The 18780-nt window shown below is 62.4% G+C and carries 14 protein-coding genes; 1 reads left to right on the top strand and 13 read right to left on the bottom strand.

The window, feature by feature from the left end; genetic code table 11:
• The coding region (locus tag NKJ04_RS19390) for an Ig-like domain-containing protein (protein ID WP_352613190.1) at nt 1-2282 on the bottom strand (2282 nt) is incomplete at its 3' end.
• 366 nt (nt 2283-2648) lie between these two features.
• Here NKJ04_RS19390 and NKJ04_RS19385 point away from each other — a divergent pair.
• Nucleotides 2649-3539, top strand: a complete 891-nt coding sequence (locus NKJ04_RS19385; RefSeq protein WP_502897949.1) for a transglutaminase-like cysteine peptidase — start codon at nt 2649-2651, stop codon at nt 3537-3539.
• A gap of 23 nt (nt 3540-3562) precedes the next feature.
• Here NKJ04_RS19385 and NKJ04_RS19380 read toward each other — a convergent pair whose 3' ends face one another.
• The 12 genes from NKJ04_RS19380 to NKJ04_RS19325 form a co-directional block, all read right to left on the bottom strand.
• The gene (locus tag NKJ04_RS19380) at nt 3563-4201 is read right to left on the bottom strand and encodes a ribbon-helix-helix domain-containing protein (protein ID WP_128304952.1); all 639 of its coding nucleotides are present in this window, start codon (nt 4199-4201) and stop codon (nt 3563-3565) included.
• The gene (locus tag NKJ04_RS19375) at nt 4191-5480 is read right to left on the bottom strand and encodes an HlyD family type I secretion periplasmic adaptor subunit (RefSeq protein WP_023809952.1); all 1290 of its coding nucleotides are present in this window, start codon (nt 5478-5480) and stop codon (nt 4191-4193) included. The genes NKJ04_RS19380 and NKJ04_RS19375 overlap by 11 nt, the downstream gene beginning before the upstream one ends.
• 42 nt (nt 5481-5522) lie before the next feature.
• Nucleotides 5523-7655: a type I secretion system permease/ATPase gene (locus NKJ04_RS19370; RefSeq protein WP_128304950.1), complete on the bottom strand. Its 2133-nt coding sequence runs from the start codon at nt 7653-7655 to the stop codon at nt 5523-5525.
• Between the two features lie 39 nt (nt 7656-7694).
• The gene (locus NKJ04_RS19365; protein WP_352441933.1) at nt 7695-9143 is read right to left on the bottom strand and encodes a TolC family protein; all 1449 of its coding nucleotides are present in this window, start codon (nt 9141-9143) and stop codon (nt 7695-7697) included.
• 419 nt (nt 9144-9562) lie between these two features.
• Nucleotides 9563-10111, bottom strand: a complete 549-nt coding sequence (locus tag NKJ04_RS19360) for an invasion associated locus B family protein (protein WP_023809955.1) — start codon at nt 10109-10111, stop codon at nt 9563-9565.
• Nucleotides 10096-10557: a DUF4189 domain-containing protein gene (locus NKJ04_RS19355; RefSeq protein ID WP_352677109.1), complete on the bottom strand. Its 462-nt coding sequence runs from the start codon at nt 10555-10557 to the stop codon at nt 10096-10098. Before NKJ04_RS19355 ends, NKJ04_RS19360 begins: the two co-directional genes overlap by 16 nt.
• 38 nt (nt 10558-10595) lie before the next feature.
• Entirely contained in the window at nt 10596-11264 is a 669-nt protein-coding gene (locus NKJ04_RS19350) for a hypothetical protein (RefSeq protein ID WP_352677108.1), read from the bottom strand.
• Nucleotides 11265-11277: 13 nt separating this feature from the next.
• Nucleotides 11278-11835 (bottom strand): invasion associated locus B family protein, encoded by a 558-nt coding sequence (locus NKJ04_RS19345; protein WP_352677107.1) that lies wholly within the window; start codon nt 11833-11835, stop codon nt 11278-11280.
• A gap of 7 nt (nt 11836-11842) precedes the next feature.
• Nucleotides 11843-16570: a YadA-like family protein gene (locus NKJ04_RS19340; protein WP_352677106.1), complete on the bottom strand. Its 4728-nt coding sequence runs from the start codon at nt 16568-16570 to the stop codon at nt 11843-11845.
• 196 nt (nt 16571-16766) lie between these two features.
• Nucleotides 16767-17282 (bottom strand): AraC family transcriptional regulator, encoded by a 516-nt coding sequence (locus NKJ04_RS19335; RefSeq protein WP_352677111.1) that lies wholly within the window; start codon nt 17280-17282, stop codon nt 16767-16769.
• A gap of 190 nt (nt 17283-17472) precedes the next feature.
• The gene (locus tag NKJ04_RS19330; RefSeq protein ID WP_352613195.1) at nt 17473-17772 is read right to left on the bottom strand and encodes a hypothetical protein; all 300 of its coding nucleotides are present in this window, start codon (nt 17770-17772) and stop codon (nt 17473-17475) included.
• A gap of 653 nt (nt 17773-18425) precedes the next feature.
• On the bottom strand, nt 18426-18629 hold the full coding sequence (locus tag NKJ04_RS19325) for a hypothetical protein (protein WP_164779989.1): 204 nt from the start codon (nt 18627-18629) through the stop codon (nt 18426-18428).
• Between the last annotated feature and the right edge of the window lie 151 nt (nt 18630-18780).

Genomic DNA, 18780 nt, shown 5'->3' with positions numbered 1-18780 from the left:
GGGCCGGCCGGTGTCGAGCCGTCGCTCAGGTTCTGGTCGTCAAGCGCCAGCGTGATCGGAGCACCCGCAACCGGGCCTGCGCCGTCGGTGATTGAGAAGGCGATGTTGGCCGTCGAAGTATCGAGGTCGCCATCCGTCACCGTGTAGGTCGCGTTGACCGCCACCGGACCGGAGCTGTTGTCGACCGAGGCATCCGGCGTGAACGTGTAGGAACCGTCCGCCTTCACCTGGATGGTGCCGGCGCCGATGTCGATGGACTGCGAGTAGCCCGTGCCGGGATCGAAGATCAGCGGCGTGCCGTTGACATGCGTCACCGTCGCGCCGTCGGCGCCGGCGACGAAGTCCAATGTTCCCGTAAGCGCTGGGGCACCTTCCGCAATCGACTGCGAGGCTTCATCATGCGCCGTCGGCACGTCGTCAACGATCTTGACGGATAGCGTGGCGTTGGCGCTCTGCAGATCCTGGTCGGTCAGCGTGACGGTGAAGTTCTCGAACAGGTTATTGGTGCCCTGAATGGGATCATGCGCCTCGTTGTCGACCAGCGTGTAGGTGTAGCTCACCTGGCCGGTGGCGGCATTGTAACCCGTCACGTTGAGTGTGTTGCCGAGCGCGGTGGTGAACGAGCCCGCGGTGAACACGCCGTCGGTAATGAAGGCGTTGCCCTCGATTGCCAGCGAGTGGATGCCGTCGGGCGAGGAGATGGTGAAGGTGCCGGCGCCGATTTCCGCCGTGCTTGCCGGATCTGAGCCAGGTCCGCCCGGCGTGCCGACATTCAATGCCGCTTCGTTGACGATGACGTCGCCGCCATTGGCCTCCGGCGTCAGGTCGGTGATCACAGGCGTCGAGTTGCCGATCGAGATCGTCAGCGTGGTGTGCGAGGTGTCGCCGTCGCCGTCCTTGATGGTGTAGGTGAAGACGTCGTTGACGCCGCCAGGCGTGCCGGCGTCGCGCACATAGGTATAGCTGCCGTCGCTGAGCAGCGTCAGCTTGCCATATTCACCCTGGAGAGGGTTGTTGAGCGTGGCCGTGCTGTCCAGATCGACATTCGTCGTGCCCTTGGCAACGCCCACCACGGTCGCGCCGTCGGCGCCTTGGGTATCGGCAACGCCGTCTGTCGTGTTGGCGTCGACGACATCGGTGCCGCCAACCAGCACATTGCCCGTCGCGGGGCCGAATTGGCCCGCCGCAATGCTGTCAATATCGGCAACCGCCGTCGGCACGTCGTCGACGATGGCGACGGCAAAGGTGGTGCTGGCCGAATCGCCGTCGACATCCGTGACAGTGATGCTGAAATTGTCAGGAACCGTATCGGTGCTCGGATCATAGCCGGGTGTCTGATCCGTGTGGGAGACCGATTCGGTCACCGTGTAATTGTATTCGATGGCACCGGTGCTCGGATTGAAGGAGACGATCGTCAGGAAGCCGTACTGCCCTTGTATCTGATCGCCGACGGCGGTGACGGTGACGCCATTGATGACAATCGACCCAATTCCATCCGGCGCATCGATGTTGATCGTTCCAGTGCCGGACGTTTCAGCATCGCTTAGCGCGTCACTGCCGGGCGACTGATTCTCATCGCCATCAAGGCCTGTTTCACTGGCCGCTTCGGATGGGGCAAGCAATGACGTGGCCGTCACTGTAACCTGCCTGTCGACGATCGAGGGAAATAGCTCGCGCCGCTCCAGAAGCCCGAACTGCAAGGCCGTCGGGGGCAACAGGGCCGACAGGTCGAACCCGTCGCCGATGCCGCCGGGGGGAACCGAGAAGTCTCCGCCCGCGCTTGAATTCGAACCGCCCGGGCCGGCCGATATGGAACCGTCGGCGCCGAAGGCGACATCGACATGGCTGGCTTCGAGTGCCGCCAGCAAAGCAACGCGCGGCACCTCGACGTCGCCGATGATGAAGGTCGGCACGTTCAGGGCGCCATCCTTGACCACGATCACCGAGCCGTCGGCCTGTTCGAGCAGAAGGTTTTGGCCATCGACCTTGATGTTGTCGATGGAGGCGTTGGCGGGAAGCCTCACCACATGGCTGGCGTCGGCTACGTATTCGTGCGGCGCAGCTGCCGGCGGTGCCTTTGCTTCCGCGGGGGCTTCTGGCTTGACAGGCGCTCCGCCGCCGACATCGACCGGCACCGGTTCGGACGCTGCCGGCGCGGGCTGCGTCGAATTTGCCTGTGCGACCCGGATCTCCGCCGGCGACGCCTGATCGGCGTGTTCATTGGACGCGGAATGCTCGTTCAAGGAAGCCGAAAAGCTGTCCAACTCGATATTGTTCGTCATGGCTGAAACCCCTCCGATATTTACCGGATAGAGACAGCGGCCACTTCTACTTTGCAACTGCCCCCTAATCTATTTCATATATTATGATATGCATTGCCCGGCATTTTTTACACGTGGTAAACCGCAACAATATAACCTGATATATGTTGGTTTCTGGAGGTCTGGTTGACGGATGACTAGTCGGCATCTTTTTGGTGAACCAAAGTATAAATTTGAATAAAATTTTAGACAAACTGGAGAAAGACAGTTGCTGGATATTTATCCACCTTCCTTTCCAATAATTTGAGACAAGATTGGTAGCGTCCACAGTCAAAGGTGGGCGTTATGAAAAAGCAAAAACCAGTTCCGGGAAAAACCCGGCTCCAGATGCTCCTGCTGGCAATCGGGCTTGTCGGCCTGGCGGGGCCGTCATTCGCGAGCGATATCGCCGCATCCGGCTGGCCTCAGGAGAAGGTCCAGACGCCGCCCTGTCTCGGCGGTGTTTCGCTGGCGAGGCCCCAGCCCAGGCAGCCTGCGGGCGCTTACCGGATCGGTCAGGTCATCAGCAGCTATGGCCCGGCAGATGCTGACCGCGGGGATGGCTCGTCAACGGCGCGAGATGACACCGGGATAGATCCGGTGCAGACCGCGTCGATCATTCCGGGGGTCTTCGGATCGGTTGCCTTGTCCATGCGCAATTTTCCCGTCGCGGCGCGCTGGGCGCCCGTGTACCGGGCAATCACCGCTTGTTCGGCGGGCAGCCCCTGCGAGCGCAAGAGCACAGCTTTTGCCGGCATGGTCGCCGCCGCTCAAGGCAAGGGATTCAGCGAGAAGCTGTCCTTCGTCAACAGCAGCGTAAATCGCCTGATCGCCTACAGGAAAGATAGCGTCGTCTACGGCAAGCTCGACTATTGGGCGAAGCCTTCGGAGATTCTCGAGCGGCGAGCCGGCGATTGCGAGGATTTCGCCATTCTCAAGATGACGGCCCTGCTGAGGGCCGGCATCCCGACGCAGAGCATGGCGCTTGTCGTCCTCCAGGATCGCAAGCGAGGCTTCTTTCACGCAGTGCTGTCGGTGAGCACAGGCAGCGGCACCTTCATTCTCGACAGCCTCAGCAACACTGTGGTGCGTGACAGCGATCTCCCGGATTATGTTCCGCTTTATTCGTTCAGCACGGACCGGGCCTGGATCCACGGTTCAAGACCGGGCGGAGCCCAGATGGCTGACATCAAAGGCGGTTTCGCAACCGTCGCACCTGGCGAAGGTTTTCAGCCATAAGTTCTCGTTGGATTGGTGGTGATTCAACCGCCGAAGACGAACGCCATCAGCAGCTCTGGCTCGAGCACCGGAGCCCGCACCGCATTCAATTGCCCCCGGTAACGACGGTCACCCGCACCGATGACAAAGCCGGTGGCCACCGGCGATTCGCCATTGGCATCGAGCCGCGCGAAGATGTCGGCTACGTTGAGGTCCAATGCCAGCTTGAGATCGTGCCGTGCGTCATCGCTTGGGGCGATCGGCAATTGACGTTTGACCAGTTGCTGGAACGGCGCGTTGAACGACAGGATCTTCTTCGACGATGCCAGCGCAAAGGCCGGGGACGGGCAAGCGACCAGTATGGCGTTGATGGTGTTGATCGATGCAAGCCTTCGCAAGGTCAGGTTTTCATCCGCCAATCCACGCATGCAGGCCACCCGGATCGCGGATGTCAAATTGCCTGTCTGTGCCTGGCTTTCGGCGATCTCGTCGATGAGCATGCCGATCGTGCATTTCCTGCGTTCGGCCATCTGCTTCAGCGACAACCAGAATGCCCGCTCCAAGCGGATGCCGCGTCTTATGCCGCCACGCGCCACGACCCGAAATTCAAGCCCAAAATCCTCGGCCGCGACTGGCGGAAGCAGTCGCTCGCCATCAGGATGAGGGCTGGCGCTACCGCTCACTCATTGCCTCCTCGCGCGCCTTGTTGATCGGCTTCAGGAGGTAGTGCAGGATCGTCTTGCGCCCGGTCTTGATGTCGACCGAGCAGATCATGCCGGGAATGATCGAATAGGCCTTGCCGTCTCTTTGAAGAGTGGATTTGTCCGTCGCCACGCGCACCTGATAGTAGGGTTCCCCGGTTTTCTGATCGACCAGGCTGTCGGCAGTGATGTTGGAGACCTTGCCCTCGATGCCGCCGAAGATCGAGAAATCATAGGCGGTGACCTTGATAAGGGCTTCCTGGTCGGGGCGGATGAACGCGACATCCCGTGGCGAGACCCGTGCCTCCACCAGCAACGTCTCGGAGGTCGGCACGATGCCGGCGACGACGGCGCCAGGCTGGACGAAGGCCCCGACCGTGTTGAGCTCCAGCGTGTTGACGATGCCATCCACGGGAGACCGGATGTCAGTGCGCGCGACCTTGTCGGTGGCCCCCCTTATGGTTTCATCCACCACCGAAAGTTCCGCCAGCGCCTGGGTAAGGTCGTCCAACGCCTCCTGCTGCAGTTGCAGGCCGAGTTCCTCGACCTGCAGCTGGGCTTCCGTGATCGACGATTTGATCTTCTTTATTGTTTCGCCGGCCAGGTTCAGCTGGCCGTTGAGCTCGGTCTGTTCGCGCTCTACCCGGAGCTGCTCGGTCCTTGCCATCAGGCCTTTCTTGACCATCGCGTCGACCAGTTTTGCCTCCTGGTCGCTGACGACCAGGTTCTTGGTCAGACGGTCGGAATTGGCCACCGCCTCGGCCAGTTCCCTCTCGCGCTGATCGAGGCGTGACTTGAGCACGGACAGCTTGTTGTCGAAGTTCCCGCGCCGGGCAATGAGCAGCTTCTGTTCATTGTCGCAGATTTGCGGAGCGACCGACTGGATGTCCTGCGGGCACGGAAATGGGCCCGAGAGATTGCCGGCCTGTTCGTATTTCAGCCTTGCTATGCGCACTTCCAGCGCGCGCGCCTTGGCCTGCTGCTCGCCGAGACTGGACGTATTGAGCGTGTTGTCCAGACGAATGATGAGATCGTTCTTCTTGACGACCTGGCCAATCGTCACGGCGATTTCCTGAACGACACCGGCTTCACTCGCCTGGATGATCTGGGTCTTGGAAGCGGGTATGACCTTGCCGTCGCCGCGTGCGATCTCATCGACTTCGGCAAAGGACGCCCAGGCGACAAAGACCACGAAGAGCGCTCCGATGATGAATATGGACGCCGACGCAAACAGCGGCGGTCGATCTTCCCTGGCAAGCATTTCCCACGCCCCAACGCATTGGATGCAGCAATAATTGTTTTGTCAGGCGCTTGTTTTCTGCAACGCCTGTATGACTTGGTCCTTCGGTCCGTCGGCAACGATCTTGCCCCGTTCGATAACGATCAGGCGGTCGGCCAGCTCAAGCATGCTGAACCGATGTGTGGAGACGATCAGCGTCGTGTCGCGGTCGAAAGCGACTTTGAGCTGCTTGATCAACTGGCGTTCCGAGGCAAGATCCATCGAGCCCGACGGCTCATCCAGAAAGACGATTTTCGGTTTGGTCAAAAGCAGGCGTGCGATCGCCACGGTCTGCCTCTGGCCGCCGGAAAGATTGGTGCCGCGCTCGCCGACATTCATGTCGTAGCCGCGCGGGTGGCGTGAAACGAAATCGTCGACGCCGGCCGCCTTTGCAGCTTCGATGATCTGTTCGTCTGTAGCCTCGGGGCATGCCATCAGGAGGTTTTCCTTGATGGTGCCCGAGAACAGGTCGCCGGCCTGCGCAACGATGCCGACCGCGGCGCGAACCTCGGACGGGTGATACTGGCGAATGTCGATCCCATCCAGCAGCAACTCACCGGAAGTCGGCAGGAAGAGCCGGCCGATCAGCCGCCCCATCGTCGTCTTTCCCGATCCTATGCGGCCGATGATGCCGATCCGCTCCCCTGGCTTCACCGAGAAATTCAGGCCGGTCAGAACCTCGTTCTCCGAGCCGGGATAGACGAACCCGACGTTCCTGAACACCATCGCCCCCTTGCGAATGGGGCGGTTGACGAAACCCACCGTGTCGGGTCGGTCTTCCGGCTGAGCCATGATCGAGTTCACCATTCTCAGCGAGAGCATGGCCTGGCGGAACCGGGACAGCGTTATGGCGATCTGGCCGAGCGGCGCCACGGCCCTGCTCGCCAGCATCACCGTTCCTATGATTGCTCCTGTCGAAACATGCCCTTCCGAGAAGGCATAGGCGCCGGCCACGACCAGGGCGACGGTCACCAGTTGTTGTATGGACTGGGTGATGTTGCCCGCCGCCGCCGAAAGCTGCTTGATCTTCTCGGACGTGTTGGCGGCGTTCTTGGAGTGCTCCCCCCATTTTCGCAGCAGATACGCCTCGGCGCGCAGCGACTTGATGGTCTCCAGCGTCGAGATGGATTCGACCAGCAGGGCCTGGCGCTGCGACGCTTCGTTCATCGAGGCGGCGACGCGCTTGCCGATGCGGCGCTGAGTGATCAGGCCGACGATGACGGACATCACGAAGGCCAGCGCCGGTATGATCACCAGCCAGCCGCCAATTGCATAGATCACAAGGAGAAAGACGAAGACGAATGCCGTGTCGATGAACACGCTTATGGTGTTCGAGGTGAAGAACTCCCTGACGAATTCATACTGCGTGACCCTGTTTGCGTATTCACCGGTCGATCCGGGGCGCGCCGACAGCGACGAGTTCAGCACTTTCTCGAACAGCAGATAGGATATTCGGAGATCCGCCTTGCGCCCGGCATAGTCGATGAGGGAGGCCCTGGCCGTCTTCAAAAGCAGGTCGAACAGGATGACCGCACCGATGCCGAGAGCCAGCACCCACAGTGTCGATATTGCCTTGTTCGGCAGGATCCTGTCGTAGACGTTCATGGTGAAGATCGGCGAGGCTATGGCCAGCAGATTGATGAACACCGCCGCCAGGACGACTTTCGAATAGGTGCGCCAGAAAGCGCCCATCGTCCCCGTGAGCCAATGTCTCCGCTCGATCCTGGCCGCCGAGCCGACCGACATGGTCTCGGCGGCATTGGCGTAGGTGATCGAGAAGGAAGCGCCGCCGCTGATGTAGCTGGCGGCCAGTTCCGATCGGCCGATCGCGGTGCGGCCGTCTTCCTGGGGCGCGGTGATATACGCATCGTCTTCGCCTAGAGCGAGCAGGGCAACGGGCAATTGGCTGACGCGAAAGACGATTGCGGGCAGATCGATACGCCCCCTGAGAAAATCCCGGTGGTTGAACTCGGTGACTTCCAGGCCGATGCGTTCGGCAAGGTGCCTGATGTCGTCGACCGCAATTCGCGTGTCCGAGAGCGGCACGCCGGCAAACAGCACGGTCTCCGCGCTCGGCCTGCCGAGATATCCGGCAACGGCTGAGAAACAGGCCTTGAACGCCTCCTTGGGGGAGAGGATGTTGGGTTGCTGGTTCACGATCTGCCCGTCAGGACGCTCGCTGGGCCTTGCGTCGTCTTACTTCTTCCTCACCGGGGCGAGAATATCGAATGGCAGGTCGTTCTTCTGCTCCGATGGCGTCCGCGCATAAGTTTCAGTGTCCGCGGTTTCCGGTGCTGCGAACTCGGTGCGTGCATAGGCTGTCGCTTGCTTTGCCGGCTGAAGGTTCATCGTTTTCAGCAACTGTCCGGTCGCGGCCAGAAGCCGGTACTGGGCAAACAGCGATGCGTAGGACGCGGTATCCGCCAGCGTTGCCGTGTTGAACCGCGTATTCTGCGCATCCAGCACGTCGAGCAGCGAGCGCTGTCCAACCTTGAACTGCTCGCGATAGGAAGCGACCAGCTTCTCATTGGCGGCGGCTTGCTGCCTCAGGGTCTTTGCCAGATCGGCTTGCCGGAAACGGCGATCCCATGACGTGCGAACGGCTTCCTCGATTTCGCGCTGCACCTGATGCAGCGCCAGGCGCTGTTCGCTGGTGCGGCGGATCTGCTCCTGCTCGTTGGCCTTGTCAATACCACCGCGGTAGAGATTCCACCGCAGGACCACGCGCGCCTGAAGGTCGCTGGTGTCGCCATCGTCGCCGTCAATGTCAGTTCCCGCCCGGGCGCGACCTTCAGCGATGATGGAGGGGCCGAATTTTGCCCGTGCGGCATCCACGAGGGAAGCCGCCGCGTCGATGTCGCTGTTGGCCATGTGCACGCGCGGATTGCTTTCGCGCGCCAACCCTATTGCCTCGTCAAGCGATCGCGGGAGCGCAGCCGAGACATCGCCCGGCCTCGATGGGCTGGTCAGTGGCTTTCCGACGGTCTTGAAGAAGCGGATCTTGGCCGCTTCCAGTTCCTCGGTCGCCTCCTGCATGCGCGCCTTGGCGGCAAACAGCCGTTCCTCGGCCTGCTGCCGGTCGGCCTCGTTCAGCGCGCCGCCCGAAATGCCTTGCCGGATGTCGCCGAGAATTCCCTGGTGGAAGCCGAGATTTTTCTTCGCTTCGACAACGATCGAAGCCTGCAGCATGTATTCCAGATAGTCCTGGACAACGGACAGCCCGATGAATTCGGACCGTTCCAGCACCCGGAACGAAGCGCCATCGACGCGCGATGCCTGACGGTTCAATTCGGCCCGCCTTGCGCCGCTGTCATAAAGCGTCTGCGAAACGGTAAGATCCGTTTCAGCCGGATAGAGCGCGTCGTCTTCGATGGAAAGGGAGCGCCGGGATGAATTGTCGAGCCGGCGAACGCCGGCCGATGCCTCGACATCGACACTGGGAAGATAAAGGCCCTTGGCCTGCCGCAACTCGAACTCGATTGCTTCGCGATTTTCGATCGCCTGTCCAATCTCGGGATTGGATTCCACCGCGACAGCCATCGCCTCCTTGAGCGTAAGCGCATGAGCACTCCCGCAGGTCAGCATGGTGGCCGCCATCAAAAGACCAAGGCGCCTGCCTATGGTCGACATGTTTGTCGTATTCATCAATCCCACCCTAACGTTTCCCCAGCGTCCTTTTCAGAGCGCTAACCAAGCCAAGGCCTGCCCGTCGGTGGATTATTCACAAATCCACGAAATATGTGAGCGATTATTGATTTAGAGGTCGCTAAATAGCCTTTTTGGGCAACAAGGCTGCGAGATGTAGCAAAAATAGCACATAACGTCGGCTCGCTCCGGTTGTATCCGGACGCCGCACTCTGCGGGATAGCCCGAAAAACGGCAGGTCAGTGGGCCGATATGGCCAGAATCATGCCATGTGGGTATGGCGGCTGTTGATGACCCAACCTGAAGTTGAGCCATTTTCAGGTACGCCCTCTCGGCAGCCGCCCCAAAATACTCCGTCGCGGCGGCCGGCGTGCGCGTCATGTCGCTGATTGCGGCCAAAAGCTGGGTCAGCGCGCACCCTAATTTGCGCTCAACGCCACCATGCGGTCGAGCGCCGCGGTCAGGCCGCGAAGCGAGACCGGGAAGCTCAGCGGGGTCTCGGCGTCCGTCGTCACATTGAGCTTCAGCACCGAGCCTCCCCTCAGCTTTCCAAGCGTCGGCCGATCGACGGTAAAGACGGAGACGCAACCCGTTGGCAGGCAGGTCCTGAAGCGCTGCGGGGACAGTGGCGGTTGATCGTCGATCTGCAGCGTCACGCCCGGATCGAGCAGGATGCCGAAGGGCAGAAGCAGGGTAGCCGTCGTCGAGCCGTCCGGGCGTGCCGCGATCTCCACGGCAAGAAGCCTCTGCCCGTTCTGCTGGACCTGGTCTTGCGCGAGCGAGCACACTCTCGCCTTCTCGCGAACCGAGCAGGTCACACTCCAGTCCTGATAGACCTCACGCAGCGATGAGGGTCCATCCGGGACAGCCGCCACCTGTTGCTGGGCGGACACCGGCGACATCAACGAAAACAGGATTGCCCCACATGCGGAGACGGCCTTCGGGCCAGGCTTCATGTGCAGACCCATTCGCGGATCTTGCATTTCTCTCCCGCCGCCTCGCAGGCCTGCAAAGCGAGATCCTCCGCTTCGCGACGGGTCTCGGCCGAGTTCACGCCCCAGGGCGTGAAACGGTTCTCCACCTTGTCCGCCACGGCGAGTGCACCGCAGTGCTTGTAGGGAAAGCCGGTCTCGTCGTCATCATTCCAATGGCGATGGTTGCGGAAGACGGTGACGACGTTGCAGGCCTTTCCGCCCGCGTTCTCGCAATATTTCTGTGCGATGTCCTTCGCTTCCTGCCGCTTGTCGGCGCCCCAGAAGAAGCCGTATTTGCTATCGGCCTGCGAATAGGCAATAGCCGCCCAGATGCCTTTTTCCTCCTGTTGCGGCTCCGGTGGGGCCACAAGGTCGGCCGAGACGACTTGTCCGCTCCACAACAGGGTCAAGCCCAAAACTGCCAAAGCCTGCAATCTCATGGTCGGCATCCTTTCCTTAACCTCAATCGCTTCGCGTCCTACTTCGCCGCCGAAGCGAGGGAGATCACCACACAGCTTTTGCCCGTCGGCAGGAGAAGCGCTTCGCCGGCATTGCCGCCGAGTTCGTAGACCTCGACCTGCCCGAGATGGTCGGTAATCTTGCTGCCCTGCGGCAGGATGGATGCGATGTCGGCGCACGGGCTGGCGAATGGCGCCACCCGCACCATCGCCCCTTCGCAACCCGTGGCGGTGGGCGATGCGAAGACGATGCCGGCGGCCGGTCCGCTATAGCGTTCCGACGCATAATCCATGCCGACAAAGGCCTGAATGGCGTGCTTGTCGGCGGCCTGGTCGTTCCACAGGGATTTGACGCTGTATTTCGTGCCGTTCGTCAGAATCTGTCCGAGCACCGGATAGACGGTCGAGCAGGCCTGCACCCCGGCCTGCTTGACATGCTCGAGGAAGGGCGTGTCCGGAAGCCCGGGGGCCGCCGCTGTTTCTGCGGGTGCGGCCGTCGCGCCGCCGACCAGATTGGCGATCGCGGCATAGTTCCCGGCGGCGAAGCCAAGCCCCGCCACGACCAATCCCAGCAGTGAATACCCGGCCACGCGTGGCCAGCGCCGCCTTGGGGACTCGGCCCGCCTCTGCCGATCCGCCTCGACGGTCGGGGTGCGTTTCGCGGACGTGAACTGGTCCTGCTGGCTCATGGTGATGCCCCGGTTATTTGAGTGGTGAAAGGGCCTCTGAAAGCCCCTTGAGCGTTGCGGTCACGGTGATCGTCTGACCGTCGACCGTCGAATAGGAGATCGCCGGTGTCGCATTCTGCGAGATCTGTCGGCGCATGACGGGGCCTACCGGCAACATGCCGACGCAGACCATTTCGTTGCAGCCGTTCAGGTGAACATCGATCGGCTGCTTCTGTCCATCGAACTTCAGTGACACCAGGCCATCGCTCCTGGCGTTCGGAGCGGTGCGCAGGATCATGTACGGCTTGCCGTCCTGGGTGGCGGCAAGCGACCAGCTGAAAGCCATCTTGCCTGATGCGTCCTCGATGATCTGCGAGACGTTGCAGACCTTCTTGCGAGCCCTGAGGTTCTCGTCGCAGATCAGCGTCCAGTTATCGAATGGGCGGATGGTGCGCTGATAGTCTCCGAGCTTGACCTCGGGCGGCACCACTACGTCCGATGGCTTGATCCTGTAGGTCGACGCGACCTGCCCGGCGGCCGGCACGAGGCCGCCGCAGAGCACCAGGCAGGTCAGGGCAACAAGTCCTTTCATTCCTGCCTCAGTTCAAGGTGAAGCTGATGCCGGCGCCGGCACCGACATGCCCACCCGCGGCCGTGCCCGACAGATTGCCCCGGATGCGGCCGTCCTCGCTGGTATAGCCCGCACCGAAGGCGAACGCGCCTGCGTCCCGCCACAAGCCGCCACCCGCCGCGACGCTCAGCTTTCCGGGCCGGTCGTCATAGCGCAGCGAGGCGGCCGCAAGGCCTATCGCGGCCGCCTGCCGCGCCTCGTCGCGGATGCCGCTGATGTCCGAATTGAGCTGGCTGAGCTTCTGGTCGGTATAGTCGTTGGCCTGCTGCAAGGTCGTGACCGCCACCTTGTCGGTGTAGTCGTTGGACGTATCGATAGCGTAGGCCACGCGGTTGTCCGTATAGCTCTTGCCCGCGGTCAGGCCCTGGTTCATCTGGTCGACGTTGACCGCATCGGTCCCTTTGACGCCGGGGCCGACATTGGAGATGACGACGGGCGCGTTGACGTCGCCGCCCTGCAACGTGATGGTGTTCGTCTTGTTGCCGCCCTGCGTGTCATAGGTCACCGCGTTCTGGGTAAGGTTTCCGACGCCGGCCTTCAGATCCTCGATCGCCGTGTTGGTGGCGTAGAGCTGCGAGCCGTTGATCGCATCCGTGCTGCCGGCATCGACGCGGCCGGCGGCGACATTGGTGATCGTCCGCTCGGCGCCGGCGTCGCCGACGCTGACGGTTCCGGTCGGCGTCGTCCCGGCATAAGTGTAGGTCTTGCCGTTGATGACGGTGCTGGAGGTCCCCACGGCGGTCTGTGTCACCGAACCGGAACCGAGCGCCACATCGTTGGCATTGTTGGCCTTGGCGCCTTGGCCGAGCGCGACGGCGCCCTGCCCGGTGGCCGTCGAGCCATGTCCCGCAGCCAGGCTGTCGGTGCCGCTCGCCACACTCTCCGGCCCGATCGCCACGGCGTTGGTGCCGCCGGCGATGCTGTCGGCCAGCGTCGAGTTGGCGTGGAAATATTTGATGCCGCCGCCATTGCTGATGCTGGTCAGCGCATTGTCGACGGCCGTGAAGCCGTCATAGACGGTGGAATAGTTGTTGCCCTGGATGGTGTAGGTCGGGCCGGTGATGGAGCCGTCGGGATTGACGGTCGTGCCGCCGCCGAACAGGTTGCTGACGTTTTGCGTCACGCCGCGCAATTGCGAGACGTTGACGCCGTCGGTATCGGCCGAGCCCGCCGCGACGTTGGTGAGCTTGCGTTCGGCCCCGGCGGCGCCGATCGACACCTCGCCGACCGAGGTCTGCGAACCGGCGAGCGCAAAGGCCGTGTAGCCGGCCTGCGCGCCGACGCTGGTGATGGACTGCGCGCCGAGCGCAACGCTGTTGATGAAGGTGCTCTGGGCGCCGGCGCCGAGCGCCACCGACTGGATGCCGGACGCCAGCGAATTGGTGCCGAGCGCCAGGCCGTCGGCCAGCATCACGTGGGCGCCTTGGCCGATCGCTGTGCCGCCGGGTGCATCCTGCTCGACAGTGGCGCCATTGCCGATGCCGATGCCGTTGTCGCCGTTGACGACCGTCGTCGGGCCGACCGCGACCGATTCCGCGCCGACCGCCAGCGAGTCGCCCGCCGCCGAATTGGCATGGAAGTATTTCGTCGACGTCACCGAGACGGAGGCGATGGCGCCCTGCAGCTGCCGAAGCGTTACCGCATCCTGAGATTGCGTGCCGTCGGCCACATTGGTGATCTGCCGATACGAGGTAGCGTCGCCGACCGAAACGGCGCCGAGCAGCGTCTTGTCGGTCGTGTTGTACTGGATGAAGTTGGCTGGGCCGGCGGGCAGTTGCCCGGTAAGCGGAGCGATCGCGCGATCGGAGACCGAACCCGAGCCAAGCGCCACGCCGCCGTCGATGCTGACATTGCTGTCGCGGCCGAGCGCCAGTGCGCTGACGCCGGTGGCGGTCGCCTGGTAGCCGACGGCGGTGGAGCCGACGCCTTGTGCGAAGGAATCGGTTTGCGCCAAGCCTGCCTCGTTGGTGCGGGCGTAGCGGATGCCCACACCATTGGCGTCGGTATAGGCGGTCGACGTGTCGCCGGCGATGTTGTTGATCGTGTTGCCGAGATCGGTCACGCCACTGCCGATATTGGCGATATCGGTCGTATTCTGCGTGACCTGCTGGTTGGTGGCGAAGAGCTGCGAACCGTTGACCGCATCGGTCGAACCGCCGTTCAACTGCCCGGCCGCGACATTCTGGATCTGGCGTTCGGCGCCCGCCGAGCCGACCGAGAAGGCACCGGCCGGGGTAGCGCCGGCGAAGGTATAGTTGACGCCGCCGATCGTTGTGCCACCCACGGCGGTCGTTGCGCCCGACGCCGAATTCAGGCCGATCGCCACGTCGCCGGCATTGTTTGCCACCGCATTGGGCCCGACCGCCACGGAATCCGCTCCAAGAGCCTGCGAATCCGCCAGGGTCGAGTTGGCATGGAAATACTTGATGCCGCCGCCGACATTGATGTTGCTGAGCGTGACGCCAATGGCGTCGACGGCCTGGTTGGTGGCGAAGAGCTGAGAGCCGTTGATCGCATCGGTCGAGAGCGCGCTGACGCGCCCCGCCGCCAGGTTGGTGAGCGTGCGTTCCGCACCGACCGCGCCGATGCTGACCGTCGAGAGCGGGTTGGTGCCCTGGAAGGCGTAGGTCGTGCCGTTGACCACCCCACTGGCCGTGCCGACGGCCGTGGTGGTCACCGAGCCGGAGCCGAGCGCCACGTCGCCGGAGCTCGCCGCCGCCGTCGCGCCATTGCCGAGCGCGACATTGCCCGCGAGGCCTGCCGCGCCCGCCGTGGAACCGTTGCCCAGCGCCACCGAGCCCTGCCCGATGGCCTTGTTGCTATTGCCGATGGCAACGGCGCCATTGGCCATATTGGCAGCCGTGGCGGTCGCCGTGCCGTCGCTGTTGGCGATGTTGTTGGCGCCGCCGGTGAAGGCGCCGGTGCCGCTGGCGAAGCTCGGATCGCCTATGGCGACCGCGCCGTCGCCGTAGGCAACATTGTCGGCACCGATTGCCACTGCCTTGCCGCCGCTTGCGTACGCGCTGGTGCCGATGGCGATCGCGTTGGCGGTGTCCGCCCCGGCGGCGGTGCCGATGGCGATCGCATTGACGTCGAGTGTCACCGCGCCCGCTCCGATTGCGGTCGAGCTCGCCGCTGCCGCGAAGGACGTCGTGCCGATGGCGACGGAATCGTCGCCTTGGGCAGTGGACGAACGGCCACCGGCGAACGCACGGGCACCGGTGGCCTTGGATGTGGAGCCAAGCGAAGTGGCGTACGCTCCGCTGGCCGTGGCGCCCAATCCCAGCGCACTGGCATTTGCGGCGGTCGCCGCGGCGTTGTTACCCACAGCCGTGGTGGAGACGTCCGTGGCCTGGGCTCCAGAGCCCGCCGCGACCGAGCCTACTCCGCTCGATACGGCCGAATTGCCCAGGGCCAGCGCGAATTGGCCCGAAGCCGTGGCGACGTTGCCGAACGCTGCCGAGTTTATCGCCGATGCATTTGCCTGAGGACCAACGGCTGCGGCATTGGTGCCGGCGGCCTGGGCCTGGAAGCCCACGGCTGCCGAACTGGCGCCGCCGGCCGACGTACCTATGCCGAGCGCGGTGCTGCCGACGCCGCCGGCGTTGGCACTGACGCCGGCTGCGAGAGAATTGTCTCCTATCGCATTTGCACCCGTCCCGAATGAGGAGGCGTTTATGCCGCTGGCAGCGGACGCGTTGCCGACCGCGGTGCTGGCAGAGCCGCTCGCAGTCGAGGTCGCGCCCATCGCTATGGCGGACGTTCCCGTTGCCTTGCTCGCGCGCCCGATCGCAGTGGAGTCAACCTGGGACGCCGTCACATCCGTACCGATGGCGATGGCACTCTGGGCCAGCGCTCCGGTTCCGGCGCCAGTACGCGAACCGAGATAGACGGCGTTTATCGCGGTTGCGGTCGACTGGAAGCCGACAGCGATGGCATTCTGGCTGTTTGCAATGGTGTTGGTGCCTTGGGCAACGGTGTCCAGTCCCGACGAGACCGCCTGGCTCCCGATCGCAATGGCGCGCGTCCCGGTGGCTTGGGACCCCCAGCCTCCGGCGAACGACGTGGCGCCGCTGGCCAGGGAGCTGACGCCGACGGCGGTGGAGTTGCCACCCGAAGCAACGGAGAAAGTGCCGAGCGCGCTGGCGCCGGCGTTGGTGGCACTGGCGTTGACGCCGATCGCTACCGTATTGACATTATTTGAGATCGTGCCGGAGCCCAGCGCTATCGCGCCGCCGGGGCCTGTGGCCGACGCAGTCCGGCCGATGGCGATCGAGTATTGCGCCGACGAAACGGACTGGAAGCCGAGCGCTATGGCCCAGGCGTTGCTGGCGGTAGAGCCATTTCCGATCGCCACGGCCTCGCCGGCGGTTGCTGACCCGCCGCCCGCCTGATACTGTGCCTGGGCCGGCGTGGCGAGGCCGAGCGCGACGAGCACCGCCAGGCCGCCGATGATGCTGGCCGGGCTGACGGATGACGCCAGCGCCGAACCTACACTGCCACCAGCGCCCAATGTTCCCAAACCCATATTCTTGCGGCCGAGGCCGAGCACACGGTGCGCCATGCGCAGCACCGCCATTAGGCGGCGGCGCGTCGAGCGTGAGCCATGATCGGCCCCCGCGATCCAGTGCCCGGCGAAATGCGCCGCGCGACGCTGAACAAGAAGCGAGCCGTTCGAAAACTGGTTGTCGGTCATGGTTCCCTCTCCGCTGGCCGGCACGAAATGTCTGACAATTCCGCTCCACCGCAGGAAGACATGATTCCTGCCTACGGTATTTCACGAAATTGCTGCCTTGTGAGAAAAGAGCGCAGCAAAGCTACAGAGGTTAACGGCTTGTTACCTTAGCCAATGCTTTAAAACCAAGAAACAAAGCAATGAAATAAGCGTCGCCTCACCTAACCTTGGCGTTAAGCTTTCCCACCCGTGCCTGCAACGGCGTCCTCTGCCGGTATTTCTTCATCACGGTGGTAAAATGGCTCTGACTTGAAAACCCGCTGGAGTGGGCGATGTCGGCGATCGTCATGCGGCTGTCTGCAAGCAGTCTTTCAGCGAAATCCAGCCGCAGGTCGAGGACGTACTGGTGCGGCGGCATTCCGAACGTCCTCGAGAAAGCCCGCACAAAGTGATAGGGGGAAAGCCCGCAAACCGCGGCCATATCAGCCAGCGCCAGCTTGCGCGTAAAGTTCTCGTCCAGGAATTGCTGCACGCGGCGCGCGGCGCGGACGGAAAGCCCGCCTTTCGCGTTGAGCGTCGGCTGTCGCGAATTGGTTCCGGAAACCGGCCCGGGGAAACCATCATCGCCCGGCATTTTTCGGCCTCCCGATACGTCCCAGATGAGGTTCAACCCAAGGCTTCCTTCCATGTTCCCCTGAAAAACAATTCGTGATTGATCGAAGCTGACCGGCATCGCCACTCATCGGATCGTTCCGGCCGGACGGCGAACAATACGCGGACTGCATGACATTCCAGAGGACTCCTGCGGAGCTTGGGGCAGATTTGCAGCGGGACGTATTTTGAAAAACTCAGCAAGCCTTGTAGAAAATTCCGGTCTCGCGTCGCGGGCGAGCAGGCGTTGCCATTTTGCCATGGCCGGGCCCTCAGTTCTTGAGGGAAGCATGCCCGGCCCCGGTCGGCGTTCTCACTCTGTATTTCTTCAGCGCCACGGCCAGATGGCTCTGATCCGAAAAGCCGGCGAGATAGGCGATTTCGGCAACTCGCCGCGATGTGGCGGCATGCCGAATGCCATGGCGAACCTTGCTATGAAATGGGTCCGGTGAAACTCCCGCGACGAATGCCAATCCGGCGACGACTTTTCGCGCGAAGTTTTCGTCGAGATATTCCCGCACGCGTGGCGCGACGTATTCTGTGATCTTGTCGCTGCCGGGCGAGGCTCTCATTCCGCGTGCGGGCCTCAGCACAATTCCGGTGGAATGCTTCTTGGCCAGGAATTTCTGCGGGACGGGATCGCGGACGGAGTATATGACACTCCTCCGCGTGGTGGCCCTCCTGGGACCTGCGCTTTCAGGAATTATGTCCAGGACATATCGAGCTGTCCGTTCTCGATTGACGCCCCAGGAATCGCCGCTGTCCCGAGCATCGTCCGTATTTTTCATGCCTGGCCTCTGCCGCTTTGTCCGCTGCCTGAAATCCCCCTTAGCCCGACCCGGACCCAGCGTAACGCACATGCCGCGGATAGTGAATAACATCCGTACGCAAAGAAAAAATTTTGTTCGGGATAAGAGGAACCAGTCACAAGTGAGGGACTGGAACATTTTTTGACACCTTCGCCGGCGCATTGGCTGACGGAGCATCAACGAAAAACCCGCCTGCGCGGCGGGTCACTGGCGCAAATCAGCACCATGGGCGAATATGTACTATAGCTGAGGTCACCGAGTCAAGAAAAAATTCCTATCGTGAAAAGCTGCGTGCGCAAAAGTTGCCAACTGCCGCGAGGCCTCTGGTTGACCTGAATTCGGAGCCCTGCTTCAGGGGACAGTTTGGCCATTTCGGCGGCCATTCAACAATGTAGAGCTACCGGATTTGCCGCCGGTCATTGCAGATCGTCGCGACGATTCTCATACAAATCCCATGTAAGTTCCACAAAACCCAGAAGAACGTCTTCCTCGCTCCACCCGGCAGCGACGGCTGCCTGAACGATCTCACGGACGAGAGGCAGCAATTGGCGTTGGCATTCTGCCGACGTGTCGGCAGCTGCGTCATCGCCGGGAGGTCCATCGAAGTTGAATTTCATCATTCGGCGCCTCCCTCGCCGTCAATCAAAGTGTTTATATCACTAAAATCATTCCTCCTGATATACAATAGAGGTGGTACCAAAGCATAAGAGGCTTCGGAGGGCCCGGGCAGAACAGGACGATGCCAGGCTCTATGCTTCCCTTGGGTCAGGT

This window comes from Mesorhizobium sp. M0618 (genome assembly GCF_040320765.1).
Classification (GTDB): Bacteria; Pseudomonadota; Alphaproteobacteria; order Rhizobiales; family Rhizobiaceae; genus Mesorhizobium.
This window is presented reverse-complemented; position numbering and strand designations above follow the sequence as displayed.

What these genes read in the sequence shown, in the direction of transcription:
- NKJ04_RS19360 (WP_023809955.1), bottom strand. Translation starts at nt 10,111, where the DNA reads ATGGGTCTGCACATGAAGCCTGGCCCGAAGGCCGTCTCCGCATGTGGG.
- NKJ04_RS19355 (WP_352677109.1), bottom strand. Translation starts at nt 10,557, where the DNA reads ATGAGATTGCAGGCTTTGGCAGTTTTGGGCTTGACCCTGTTGTGGAGC.
- NKJ04_RS19385 (WP_502897949.1), top strand. Translation starts at nt 2,649, where the DNA reads ATGCTCCTGCTGGCAATCGGGCTTGTCGGCCTGGCGGGGCCGTCATTC.
- NKJ04_RS19345 (WP_352677107.1), bottom strand. Translation starts at nt 11,835, where the DNA reads ATGAAAGGACTTGTTGCCCTGACCTGCCTGGTGCTCTGCGGCGGCCTC.
- NKJ04_RS19340 (WP_352677106.1), bottom strand. Translation starts at nt 16,570, where the DNA reads ATGACCGACAACCAGTTTTCGAACGGCTCGCTTCTTGTTCAGCGTCGC.
- NKJ04_RS19335 (WP_352677111.1), bottom strand. Translation starts at nt 17,282, where the DNA reads ATGCCGGTCAGCTTCGATCAATCACGAATTGTTTTTCAGGGGAACATG.
- NKJ04_RS19375 (WP_023809952.1), bottom strand. Translation starts at nt 5,480, where the DNA reads ATGCTTGCCAGGGAAGATCGACCGCCGCTGTTTGCGTCGGCGTCCATA.
- NKJ04_RS19330 (WP_352613195.1), bottom strand. Translation starts at nt 17,772, where the DNA reads ATGAGAGCCTCGCCCGGCAGCGACAAGATCACAGAATACGTCGCGCCA.
- NKJ04_RS19350 (WP_352677108.1), bottom strand. Translation starts at nt 11,264, where the DNA reads ATGAGCCAGCAGGACCAGTTCACGTCCGCGAAACGCACCCCGACCGTC.
- NKJ04_RS19325 (WP_164779989.1), bottom strand. Translation starts at nt 18,629, where the DNA reads ATGATGAAATTCAACTTCGATGGACCTCCCGGCGATGACGCAGCTGCC.
- NKJ04_RS19365 (WP_352441933.1), bottom strand. Translation starts at nt 9,143, where the DNA reads ATGAATACGACAAACATGTCGACCATAGGCAGGCGCCTTGGTCTTTTG.